12 protein-coding genes are annotated in these 11,820 nt (G+C 62.3%); 6 read left to right on the top strand and 6 right to left on the bottom strand.

The genetic code is table 11. The annotated features are described in order from the left end of the window. Positions 1-76 precede the first annotated feature (76 nt). The 3 genes from QMX91_RS23735 to QMX91_RS23725 all read right to left on the bottom strand — a co-directional run bounded on the left by QMX91_RS23735 (position 77) and on the right by QMX91_RS23725 (position 3,562). Positions 77-1,459, bottom strand: a complete 1,383-nt coding sequence (locus tag QMX91_RS23735) for an MFS transporter (protein ID WP_134785375.1) — start codon at positions 1,457-1,459, stop codon at positions 77-79. 126 nt (positions 1,460-1,585) lie between these two features. After that, entirely contained in the window at positions 1,586-2,317 is a 732-nt protein-coding gene (locus tag QMX91_RS23730) for a helix-turn-helix transcriptional regulator (protein WP_097089938.1), read from the bottom strand. A 315-nt stretch (positions 2,318-2,632) separates the two neighbouring features. Then, on the bottom strand, positions 2,633-3,562 hold the full coding sequence (locus tag QMX91_RS23725; RefSeq protein ID WP_027613634.1) for a LysR family transcriptional regulator: 930 nt from the start codon (positions 3,560-3,562) through the stop codon (positions 2,633-2,635). A 118-nt stretch (positions 3,563-3,680) separates the two neighbouring features. On the opposite strand from QMX91_RS23725, the gene QMX91_RS23720 reads away from it, so the two are divergent. The 3 genes from QMX91_RS23720 (at position 3,681) to QMX91_RS23710 (ending at position 5,347) form a co-directional block, all read left to right on the top strand. Beyond that, complete coding sequence (locus QMX91_RS23720; protein ID WP_135294897.1) at positions 3,681-3,974, top strand: putative quinol monooxygenase; 294 nt, start codon at positions 3,681-3,683, stop codon at positions 3,972-3,974. A 32-nt stretch (positions 3,975-4,006) separates the two neighbouring features. Beyond that, positions 4,007-5,020 carry a zinc-binding alcohol dehydrogenase family protein gene (locus tag QMX91_RS23715; protein ID WP_282413469.1) on the top strand — a complete coding sequence of 338 codons (1,014 nt, stop codon included), beginning with the start codon at positions 4,007-4,009 and terminating at the stop codon, positions 5,018-5,020. Between the two features lie 153 nt (positions 5,021-5,173). After that, entirely contained in the window at positions 5,174-5,347 is a 174-nt protein-coding gene (locus QMX91_RS23710; protein WP_166496092.1) for a hypothetical protein, read from the top strand. A gap of 5 nt (positions 5,348-5,352) precedes the next feature. Here QMX91_RS23710 and QMX91_RS23705 read toward each other — a convergent pair whose 3' ends face one another. Continuing rightward, entirely contained in the window at positions 5,353-6,555 is a 1,203-nt protein-coding gene (locus QMX91_RS23705) for a multidrug effflux MFS transporter (RefSeq protein WP_095138222.1), read from the bottom strand. 237 nt (positions 6,556-6,792) lie between these two features. Beyond that, positions 6,793-6,990, bottom strand: coding sequence for a cation transporter (locus QMX91_RS23700; protein ID WP_095138221.1), 198 nt, complete (start codon positions 6,988-6,990; stop codon positions 6,793-6,795). A gap of 149 nt (positions 6,991-7,139) precedes the next feature. Here QMX91_RS23700 and QMX91_RS23695 point away from each other — a divergent pair, with 149 nt between their 5' ends. From QMX91_RS23695 to cueR, 3 genes are all read left to right on the top strand, one after another. Continuing rightward, on the top strand, positions 7,140-7,523 hold the full coding sequence (locus QMX91_RS23695) for a hypothetical protein (RefSeq protein WP_098967073.1): 384 nt from the start codon (positions 7,140-7,142) through the stop codon (positions 7,521-7,523). Between the two features lie 194 nt (positions 7,524-7,717). Then, positions 7,718-10,111, top strand: coding sequence for a copper resistance metal-translocating P1-type ATPase CueA (gene cueA / locus QMX91_RS23690; RefSeq protein ID WP_282413468.1), 2,394 nt, complete (start codon positions 7,718-7,720; stop codon positions 10,109-10,111). Beyond that, on the top strand, positions 10,108-10,521 hold the full coding sequence (gene cueR / locus QMX91_RS23685) for a Cu(I)-responsive transcriptional regulator (RefSeq protein ID WP_007962968.1): 414 nt from the start codon (positions 10,108-10,110) through the stop codon (positions 10,519-10,521). The genes cueA and cueR overlap by 4 nt, the downstream gene beginning before the upstream one ends. Here cueR and QMX91_RS23680 read toward each other — a convergent pair. Next, positions 10,475-11,677, bottom strand: coding sequence for an MFS transporter (locus QMX91_RS23680; RefSeq protein ID WP_282413467.1), 1,203 nt, complete (start codon positions 11,675-11,677; stop codon positions 10,475-10,477). The genes cueR and QMX91_RS23680 overlap by 47 nt on opposite strands. Between the last annotated feature and the right edge of the window lie 143 nt (positions 11,678-11,820).

Genomic DNA, 11,820 nt, shown 5'->3' with positions numbered 1-11,820 from the left:
GCGGTGTGTCAGTCGACATATTGGTTGAATGACACACCGCCTTCGCGAGCAAGCCCGCTCCCACAGGGTGCTGTGTTCAACCAGCGATCTCTGCTTCAGTCAGCTCTTCCAGCGTCTTGCCCCGCGTCTCCATCCCGAACAGCCACACCACCCCCGCCGCAATCGCAAAGCACAGCGCGCCCAGCGCAAACACCCCGCCCTGCCCGGTAATCGGGAACACCAGCCCGGTCACCAGCGGCCCGAGCAACGAGCCGACACGGCCAATCGCCGAGGCAAAGCCCGAGCCTGTGGCCCGCGCCGAAGTCGGGTACAACTCCGGCGTATAGGTGTAGAGCACCGCCCACATGCCGAACAGGAAAAACTGCATCAGCAGCCCCGAGCTGATCAGCAACGCGACGTTGCCGCCGAACACCGCACTCTGCCCGTAGAGAAACGCCATCACTCCGCCGCCGAGCAACGTCACGATGCACACCGGTTTGCGCCCCCAGCGTTCCACCAGCCACGCCGCCATCAGAAACCCGGGAATCCCGCCCAGCGATATCAGCACGGTGTAATACACCGACTGGGTCACGGCGAAACCCGACTGTTGCAACAACGCACTGAGCCACGATGTCAGCCCGTAGAAACCGAGCAAAGCGAAAAACCACAGGCTCCAGATCATCGTGGTGCGCTGGCGATATTGCGGCGACCAGATCTGCTTGAGCGCCGAGAAGAAGTTGCCCGGCGGCGTCACTGTTCTTGGCAGGCGCACCGGCTCCGGCAGCGTCGCCCCCCCGAGCGACGTGCGCACGCGCGCCTCTATTGCGCTCAGGACCTTGTCCGCCGCCTCATGGCGTCCGGCTTGCTCCAGCCAGCGCGGTGATTCGGGGATAAAGAAACGGATCGCCAGCACAAACACCGCCGGCACCGCCAACACCAGGAAGATATCGCGCCAGCCAATCAGCGGCAGCAGAAAGTACGACAGCACCCCGGCGGCGACGAAACCCAGCGGCCAGAAACCGTCCATCAATGCAATGTAACGCCCGCGCCGTTGCGCCGGGATCAACTCCGAAAGCATCGACTGTGCAATCGGAAACTCCATGCCCATGCCGATCCCCAGCAGGATCCGGAACAGCGTCAGGCTCTCGACCGTTTGCGCGGTCGAACACAGATAACTGGCCACGCCCCACAACACGATGCTCCACTGAAACACCGGTTTACGCCCGAAACGATCGGCGAGCATCCCCGATAACGACGCCCCCAGCACCATGCCGAAAAAACTCGAACTGGCGAGCAGGCCGGCTTGTGCACTGCTCAAGCCGAACTCGGTTTTGATCGAGCCGAGCAGGAACGTCATCATGGCCAAGTCCATGGAGTCGAAAAAGAACGCCAGGGCAATGATGATGAAAATAACCCGGTGATAACCGCTGAGCGGCAGCCGTTCCAGGCGTTCTGCCGCGCTGAAGTCTCGCGTATCCATGCCCATCCCCTCCGCAATGTGTGCGGATCGAGTGTGCGCGATAACGCCTCAGCGCTTTTTCTGGATACGACCTGTTCGCAGTCACAGGCGACGCCAGCGTCGAAGTGTCGGCCGGCGAACGCTCTATTACGCCAATTCCAGCTCGGTTTCCTTGGCGAACCGCTGGATTTCCCGCTGCCCGGCCGGGGTCACTTGCAAGGCTCGGGAGTCCTTGGGCAGCACCAGCCAGCCGGACTGCATGAACAGTTGCAGCACCGCCGCGCCGAGTGAACCGCCCAGGTGCGGGCGACGTTCACTCCAGTCCGGACAGGCGCACGCCACCTGAGCCTTGCGATGAGCGAGGGCCTGGATGAACACACCGCGGTTGGCCAGTTGCGTCGAGCCTTTGAGGGTCACCACGACCCGCTGCTCGATCTGTTCGAGCCAGCCGGCATCGAGCAGACGCTGATACAGATCGGCGGCCAGCGTGCCACCCAAATGATCATCGCAAAAGCGCGCACGCAGCAGTGAAGACGGCGCAGTCCGGGGATTGGCGCTCGGTGCCGAGCGTTTGAATACGTGAGGAATTTCCCGCGGTGCGCTGGCGATCGTGGCACTGGCCAGCGCTTCGATGGCCGCCGCGATCTCCGGGGCTGCCAGACGGAAAAAGCGCTTGCGCCCACGGACCTCGACTTTCAACAGGCCCCCGGCGGACAAACGCCCCAGATGCGCACTGGCCGAAGATGGCGACAACCCTGCCAGCAGCGCCAGCTCTTCGGTCTGGCGTGCCGAGCCATCCATCAACGCCCACATCATCGCACTGCGCTTGGGGTCGGCCAGCAGCGTGGCGATCTGGCTGATGCAAGGTGCATGTTCCATGTATTCACTCCCTGTTGAATCGTATCGTCTACTGCTCGAAGACATCTTGACCAGTAATGGGTCATCGGCCAAGACGGGTAAAACGCCATGAACCGGAGCAAGCCAGGCCGGTGCTGCGGCACCCGTCAATGGAGTGTCCGCGGCGTTTGTGCAGCGCTCGCCCGGCTCTGAAAAACCGGCCGGATTCAGTCCTGACCGGTTATCGGTGCAGGTTTGAGGCGGTCGCTAGTATAAGCGGGATGCACGCTGCTTCCTGCGCCGTGGCTGACACGAATGGTGATAGTTCCTGAGTGAAATTTCGCTAATTGCCTGCGACTAATGATCAACTTTCGGGAAATGGGGAAATTGACTACTCAATTCGGCGCATCGGCTGGCGAGCATCTCCCTCAAAAGGTTCACCGGCTTACTCAATTGTGCGCGATGGGCGCACAACAGATTCAGCGGAGCACGCTCACAGAGCAGCTCTGGCAGCAACACTTTGAGGCGCCCGGCGAGCACATCCGTGCCGACATCGAGCCACGATTTGTAGGCGATGCCCGCCCCCGCCACCGCCCACAACCGGACGACGTCGGCGTCATCACTGAAGCGATCACCACTGACCGTCAGCCCGACTTCACGTTTGCCGTCATGAAAACTCCAATGGTCGTGCACGCGGCTGCCGAGCATGTACAGCAGGCAATTGTGCTGCGCCAGTTGTTCGAGCTGACGCGGTTCGCCGTGGCGCGCCAGGTACGCCGGCGATGCGCAGAGCACGCGGCGATTGTCCGGAGCGATGGGCAGGGCCACCAGGCTCGAATCCTCGGGTTCGCCATAACGCAGGGCGATGTCCACCGGCTGGCGGAACAGGTCGGCGATCCGGTCACCGAGCAGCAGGCGCACGGTCAGCTTCGGATGCTCGCGCTGAAACTCGTCGAGCCATGGCAACAACAGGTTGCGCCCGAAATCCGAAGGCGCCGACAACTGCAGGATGCCGCTGACCTGATCCTGCGCGCTGGAGAGAAATCGCCGGCCTTCGTCCAGCGAACTCAACGCGGCCCGCGCGTATTCGAGGAAGCCTTCGCCCTCGGCGGTCAGACGCAGGCTGCGGGTCGAGCGCGCCAGCAAACGCACGCCCAGTTGCTGTTCGATGCGTTTGAGCGCGGCGCTGGCCACTGCCGCGGACATGTCCATCACCCGCGCCGCTGCCGACAGACTGCCCAGATCCGCCGCGCGAACGAACAACTGCAAATCGTCGAAACGCAGCATTCTCAGCCTCGATTATCAAAAAAACATTGAAAGAGACTGCTCTTTTAGCCGGTTTTATCGCGCCGAGAAATAGCCAATGATGGGTTCAAGCAAATTTATCCCGCGACTGGAGCCGCACATGTCCCAAGCATTCACCGCCATCGCCACCCTGATCGCCAAACCCGGCCAGCAGGACACCCTCGAAAACGCCCTGCGCGCACTGGTTGAGCCGAGTCGCGCCGAAGAAGGCTGCAGCCAGTACGACCTGCACCGCGACCTGGCCGATCCGCTGACCTTTTATGTGATCGAACACTGGGCCAGCGAGGAAATTCTGCAGGCGCACAACGCCAGCGCGCATTTTCAGAACTTCCAGGCCGCAGCCGGCCACTGCATCGAACACTTCCAATTGAAACGCCTGGGCACCATCGCCTGAGCCCTTCTTCTATTACCGTTACGGAGCAAGTCATGAAAGCCATCGCCTATTACGCCTCCCTGCCGATCAGCGACGAAAAATCCCTGCAAGACATCGAACTGCCGGAGCCTGTCGCCGGCCCGCGCGACCTGCTGGTGGAAGTCAAAGCCATCTCGGTCAACCCGGTCGACACCAAGGTGCGGCAGAACGTGGCGCCGGAAAACGGCGCAGCAAAAGTACTGGGCTGGGACGTCGCCGGTGTGGTCAAAGCCGTCGGCAGTGAAGTGACGCTGTTCAAGGCCGGCGACAAAGTGTTTTACGCCGGCTCCATCGCCCGTGCCGGTGGCAACAGCGAGCTGCACGTGGTCGATGAGCGCATTGTTGGCCACATGCCCAAATCCCTCGGTTTTGCCGAAGCCGCCGCGCTGCCGCTGACCGCGATCACCGCGTGGGAACTGCTGTTCGAGCGCCTGCAGATCCGTGAGGGCAAGACCGAAGAAAGTCAAAGCCTGCTGATCGTCGGCGCCGCTGGCGGCGTCGGTTCGATCCTCACCCAACTGGCCAGCCAGTTGACCGGCCTGAAGGTCATCGGCACCGCGTCCCGCGCACAGACTCGCGACTGGGTGACCGAGCTGGGCGCCGACCTGGTGATCGACCACAGCCAGCCGCTGAGCGAAGAACTGAAACGCGCCGGCATCGATCACGTGACCCACGTCGCCAGCCTGACCCAGACCGATCTGCACCTGGAGCAACTGGTCGAGGCGTTGGCCCCGCAAGGCAAACTCGCGCTGATCGACGATCCGAAGTCGCTGGACGTGAGCCAGCTCAAGCGCAAGAGCCTGTCGCTGCACTGGGAGTTCATGTACACCCGCTCGCTATTCGAAACACCGGACATGATCGAGCAACACGACCTGCTCAACCGCGTGGCCGAGCTGATTGATGCGGGGACGTTGAAGACCACCGTCGGCGAGCATTTCGGCACGATCAACGCGGCGAACCTGCGCCGGGCGCATGAGCTGCTGGAAAGCGGCAAGGCCAAGGGCAAAATTGTTTTAGAAAGTTTCTGAAAACCCGGACGTCGTAATCAGCGCCAGCCCTTTCAAGGGCTGGCGCTATTTTTTGCCGTCAGTCAGATGCTTGATCGTTGTCACAAATCCGATCGTATTCAGGTCTACACTCGAAGCCTCTGCGATGCATCTTTTACACAAGGGAGGTCAGTAATGAAGATCCTGATAAAAGAAGTGGCAAAGTCCCAATGGCAGGTTCGCCTGGACCAGCACGCCGTGACCTTTCGCAGTGAAGCCGAGGCGCTCGCCTTCACCCGCACCCTCGAAGCGCGCCTGCACGCGCCCCATCGGATTCCCGACCCCGGACAGCAACGCGCCGTCGGCTGAGGCAGTCAGGCTTCGGCCTGTGCTTGCGCCAACGCCCGGGCATTCTGCAAATGCCGGGTGTACATCGCGACGCTCACCACCAGCAACCCGCACAGGCTGATGACCATGGCCATCGGCATGGCGCTGCCATCGTGCAGAACGCCCACCAGCGAAGCCGCGCCGGAAGCCACGCTGAACTGCAGGCAGCCCATCAGTGCCGACGCACTACCGGCACGCGCACCCTGGCCGTTCATTGCACACGCCGCTGCGTTGGGCAGGATGCAGCCGAGGCTGGCGATACACACGAACAACGGAATCAACAGCGGCCACAATGCCTGGGTGTGCAGCGAGCTGACCGCGAGCAAAGAAACCCCGGCCAACAGATACACCCACACCGCGCGCGCCAGCAGGAACGCCGGACCGCGCTTGGCCAACAGCCGCGCATTGACCTGGGCCACCAGAATGAAACCCGCCGCATTGGCGCCGAACAGCCAGCCGAAATGCTCGGCCGGCACGCCGTAGAGTTTGATGAAGACGAACGGTGATCCGGCGATGTAGGAAAACATCCCGGCAACCGCGATACCGCCGGTCAGGGCGTGGCCGAGAAACACCCGGTCGCCGAACAACCGGCCGTATTGGCGCAACGCACCGGACAATGGCTGGCGCGGCACGTGGGCCGGCAGACTTTCCGGCAGCCCCAACGCCACAGCCAGGCCGGCCAGTGCGCTGAAGCCCGTCAGTGCGAGGAAGATCGACTGCCAGCCCGTGGTGTTGACCAACAGACCGCCGAGCAACGGCGCGAGAATCGGCGCCAGGCCCATCACCAGCATCAGTTGCGAAAAGACTTTCGCCGAACCGACCGCATCACACTTGTCGCTGACCACCGCCCGGGAAATCACCATCCCCGCGCAGCCACCCAGTGCCTGAACGAAGCGCGCGCCGATCAGCCATTCCAGATTCGGCGCGTAGGCGCAAGCCAGCGAGGCCAGGGTAAACAGCCCGACACCGACCAGCAGCGGCAGGCGACGCCCAAACCGGTCGGCCACCGGGCCATACAACAACTGCCCGATCGACAGACCGGCGAAATAGGCTGCCAGGGTCAGCTGGACGTGCTTTTCATCGGTGCCAAAAGCCAGCGCCATCGACGGGAACGCCGGCAAATAAAAGTCGATCGCCAGCGGACCGAAGGCGCTCAAGGCACCGAGAATGAGAATGGTACGGAAGTTCATCAGGCATCCAGGTGGGATAGAAGTCGGCAGCCCGACAGTCTAGCCGCGCTGAGACACCTTGAACATTCCGATAGCTCGCTAACTATTAGAAATCAGATGACCTACATCTGAAACCTGTGGCGAGGGAGCTTGCTCCCGCTGGACTGCGCAGCAGGCCCAGTGTTTTTCAATTGGAAAAAAGGGCCGCTTCGCGACCCGGCGGGAGCAAGCCCCCTCGCCACAGGGGATTTATCGTTATCAGGCGAGTTTTACCCGGTAGCCCTCTTCGCTGATCACCTCGATCACCTGCTCGGGGCTGAGCGAACTCTCGACGCCGACTTCTTTCGCGGCCAGATCGACCCGCACGCTGGCCGCCGGATCCTTCGCTTGCACCGCGCTGGTGATGGCTTTGACACAGTGGCCGCAGGACATGCCTTGAACGTTGAACACTTGCATGGATTTGACTCCTTTGAGTGAGGTTGCCGGCAGTGTCGAGCTTGCCACCATGGCAAGGTCAAGTTCTGCAGAAACCTGCCGGGCTGGCAATCGGCGTCGCGCTCAGCCAAGCTGCGTGCATCAATGACTCAAATTCAGGAGATTCAGCCATGCGCTGGTCAGCTTTCAGCCTGTTTGGCTTGCTCAGCCTGTTCGCCGCCCTGCCCCAGGCCAACGCGACCGGTGAGGACTACGCCGTTCTGATCATCTCGCGCGAGCGTCTGGAAGTGCCGACTTCCTGTGAGATTGGCGTGTACGTCAATGATCAACTCGCTGGGCGCCTGCTGCAGGAAGAGACTACTTCGTTCAACCTGCCCCACGGCACGCTTTCCATTCGTCTGAAGCAATTGCCTGGCCAGGCGCCGGGTTGCCAGGCAGGCATGCTCGCGCCGCCCGCGCAGGAGATCTCGCTCAAGGCCGGCGATGTGCTCAAATACCGGATCGCGGCAAATGCGAAAGGCTTGTACCTGCGACCTGCCGCCCTCGAATACTAAGCAAAGCTCCAATTGTGGGAGCGGGCTTGCTCGCGAAAGCAGTGTGTCATTCAGCGATGATGTTGACTGACACTCCGCCTTCGCGAGCAAGCCCGCTCCCACACTGGTTTTGTAGTGAGTCAAATATTGGCGCTTGACCTTGCCAGCGTGGCAAGGTTGATCCTTGTAGGCATCTTCTACAGGGAGTAAGACCGATGTCCGATTCCATCACTTTCGATCTGCCGATTGCCGGCATGACCTGCGCCAGTTGCGCCGGGCGTGTCGAGCGGGCGTTGCGCAAAGTCAGCGGCGCCAGTGCCGTCAGCGTCAATCTCGCCACCGAACAGGCCCGCGTCCAGGCGCCCGGCGACAGCTTGCCGGCGTTGATGGAGGCGGTTGAACGCGCCGGTTACAGCGTGCCGCAGCAGACGGTGGAACTGAGTATCGACGGCATGACCTGCGCCTCGTGCGTCGGTCGCGTCGAGCGCGCCCTGAACAAGGTCCCCGGGGTGAAGAGCGTCAGCGTCAACCTCGCCAACGAACGCGCGCACCTCGAATGGCTCGGTCAGGTCGATATTCAGTCGCTGCTCGATGCTGTGAGCAAGGCCGGCTACTCGGCCAGCGTCTGGCAAGCCGAACTCCCCGCCACCGATAAACAGCAACAGCGCCTGCAACATGAGCGCTGGGCGCTGATCTGCGCGATCGCCCTGGCGTTGCCGCTGGTGTTGCCAATGCTGCTGCAACCGTTCGGCATTCACTGGATGCTTCCGGCCTGGGCGCAATTCGCCCTCGCCACCCCGGTGCAATTCATTTTCGGTGCACGTTTCTACGTGGCCGCGTGGAAAGCCGTGCGCGCCGGCGCCGGTAACATGGACTTGCTGGTGGCCCTCGGCACCAGCGCCGGTTATGGCTTGAGCCTGTACGAATGGGCCACCGCCGCCGGGCGCATGCCGCATCTGTATTTCGAAGCTTCAGCCGTGGTGATCGCCCTGGTGCTGCTCGGCAAATATCTGGAAAGCCGCGCCAAGCGTCAGACCGCCAGCGCCATCCGCGCCCTCGAAGCCTTGCGCCCGGAACGGGCGATTCAGGTCATCGACGGTCGCGAGCAGGACGTGGCGATCAGCGCCCTGCGTCTGAACGATCAGGTTTTGGTCAAACCCGGTGAACGTTTCCCGGTAGACGGCGAAGTGCTTGAAGGCCAGAGCCACGCCGACGAAGCGCTGATCAGCGGCGAAAGCCTGCCTGTGCCAAAACAGCCGGGCGACAAAGTCACCGGCGGTGCGATCAACGGTGAAGGTCGCCTGCTGGTGCGCACCACCGCCCTCGGTGCGGAAAGTGTATTAGCGCGGATAATCCGTCTGGTCGAGGACGCTCAGGCGGCAAAAGCACCGATCCAGAAACTGGTGGATAAGGTCAGCCAAGTGTTCGTGCCCACCGTGTTGCTGATCGCCCTCGCCACCCTGATCGGCTGGTGGCTGTACGGCGCGCCTATGGAAACCGCATTGATCAACGCGGTCGCTGTGCTGGTGATTGCCTGTCCGTGTGCCCTCGGTCTCGCCACGCCGACGGCGATCATGGCCGGCACGGGTGTGGCTGCGCGTCATGGCATTCTGATCAAGGACGCCGAAGCGCTGGAACGTGCCCATGCAGTCGACAACGTGGTCTTCGACAAGACCGGCACGCTGACTTCCGGCACCCCGCGTATCGCCCATTTCAGTGCGCTGGATGGCGATGAAAATACTCTGCTGACACTGGCCGGCGCCCTGCAACGCGGCAGCGAGCATCCGCTGGCCAAAGCCGTGTTGGACGCGGCCGCCGAGCGTGACCTGAGCGTGCCGGATGTCAGCGACAGCCAGGCCCTGACCGGACGCGGTATCGCTGGCACGCTTGATGGTCGGCGCCTGGCGCTGGGCAATCGGCGCTTGCTGGAAGAAAGCGGCCTGAGCGCGGGCAATCTCGCCGAGTCCGCCAAGGCCTGGGAAAGCCAAGGCCGAACCCTGTCGTGGCTGATCGAGCAAAGCCCGGAACCGCAAGTGCTCGGACTGTTCGCCTTCGGCGACACGCTCAAGCCCGGCGCACTGCAAGCGGTGCAGCAATTGGCCGCCCGAGGGATCCACAGTCATCTGCTGACTGGCGACAACCGTGGCAGCGCGCGCGTGGTGGCCGAGGCGCTGGGCATTGAAAATGTTCATGCCGAAGTGCTCCCCGCCGACAAAGCCGCGACCGTCGCCGAACTGAAGAAAACCGGGGTGGTGGCGATGGTCGGCGACGGCATCAACGACGCCCCTGCACTGGCGGCGGCCGACATTGGCATTGCCATGGGCGGCGGTACCGACGTAGCGATGCACGCCGCCGGCATCACTCTGATGCGCGGCGATCCACGGCTGGTGCCGGCAGCGCTGGAGATCAGCCGCAAGACTTACGCGAAGATCCGCCAGAACCTGTTCTGGGCCTTCGTCTACAACCTGATCGGCATTCCGCTGGCAGCGCTCGGCTTCCTCAATCCGGTGCTGGCCGGTGCGGCGATGGCGCTGTCGAGCGTCAGCGTGGTGAGCAATGCGCTACTGTTGAAAACCTGGAAACCGAAGGATCTGGAGGAGCACCGATGAACATCGGCCAAGCGGCCCGGCACAGTGGCCTGAGCGCAAAGATGATCCGCTATTACGAGTCGATCGGCCTGCTCAAGGCTGCCCATCGCACCGACAGCGGCTACCGGGTCTACAGCGACGATGACCTGCACACCCTGGCGTTCATCAAGCGTTCGCGGGACCTGGGCTTTTCCCTTGAGGAAGTCGGCAAGCTGCTGACCCTGTGGCAGGATCGCCAGCGTGCCAGTGCCGATGTGAAAGCGCTGGCGCGTCAGCACATCGACGAGCTGAACCAGAAGATCCGCGAGCTCGGCGAGTTGCGCGACACCCTGCAGGACCTGGTCGAGCACTGTAATGGCGACCATCGCCCCGACTGCCCGATCCTCAAGGAACTGGCGTCGGGCTGCTGCGCGCAACCCGCCCGCGCCTGAGCGCCAGCAGCTTCACGGTCAACAGCGTACCGAGCGGGATGCCGTGGAACAGCATGACCACGGTACCCGGTGTCCACCAGCCGTAAAACGGCGCGGCAACCAGCATGCCGACGCCGAACCCGGTCATTTGCAGCAAGGTCAGGAAACTGAAAATCGGCAGGCGCAAATGCTCCGGTTCACGCTGCAGACGCGACATCAGGCTGACTTCGGAGAAACCGTCCCCCAGCCCCGCCGGCAGGGAAAACAGCAGCAGACCGTAAAGGCTGTGCTGCTGGAACATCAGGATAAAACCGCAGGACATCAATGCCACGCCGAGGAAATACCGTCGCTCCAGATCACGGTTATCCGTGTCTTTGAGGCGACTGGCAATCCGTGCGCCGAGCAGTTTGCCGCTGGCCCATACCGCCAACATCAGACCCAGCGTGGTGCTGGCCGAATCAGGGTTCAGCAGTTTGGAGATGATCGGGAATCCGACGTTGTGCGCGGCGCTGCCCAAGGTGTCGGCCATGGTCACGGCGAGCATCGCCGCAACCACCGGAGCAGTGCGCAGGCCTTGTTTCAGAGCTGACCATTCGCCGCGTTCGCTGGTTGATTGTTCGCGGACTTCTGCAACGGCGAAGCGCAACGGCGCAATCAACAACGCCGCCAGCACATAGGTCAGCGCGTTGAGCGCAAACACCGTTTCGAAACCAAATGCCGCCACCAGCAAGCCGGACACCAGGCTGCCGCCGACCATCGCTGCGGATGATGCCGAGGTGATCCAGGCATTGGTTTTCAGTAGCTGCGCCGGGTCGATCAGCCTCGGCAACTGGCTGTTGAGGCCGATGGCGAACATCGAATTGCCAAAACCCAGGCCGAAAGCGATCACCGGCAACAGCAACGCCTGCTGGCTCAGCGGCAGGATCAACAGCAGGCCAAGCAACGCCGCGCGCAGCAGATCGAAGGCAATCAGCGGCACCCGGCCACTCCAGCGCCGATAGAAGCGCGTACCGATCAGACTGGCAAAAATCCCCCCGCCGACGCGGCTGGCGAGGAACACCCCGACGCTCATCGCGCTGTTGCTCAGCAGGTAAACATAAGTCGCCAGCGCGACCATGTTGAGGAAAGCGCCGAAATCGGAGATCAGCCGGGCGGTGATGATGAGGCGGGCGTTCACATTCAATCCTTGAGTGTGCGAGGGCTGACAAGATTCCCACACACATTTCAAGAACACCACAAATCCCTTGTAGGAGTGAGCCTGCTCGCGATGGCTGTGTATCAGGCAACACTTTTGCTGAATGACACACCGCCATCGCGAGC

It is taken from the genome of Pseudomonas sp. PS01299, from assembly GCF_029960145.1.
GTDB classification, from domain to species: Bacteria; Pseudomonadota; Gammaproteobacteria; order Pseudomonadales; family Pseudomonadaceae; genus Aquipseudomonas; species Aquipseudomonas putida_A.
This window is presented reverse-complemented; position numbering and strand designations above follow the sequence as displayed.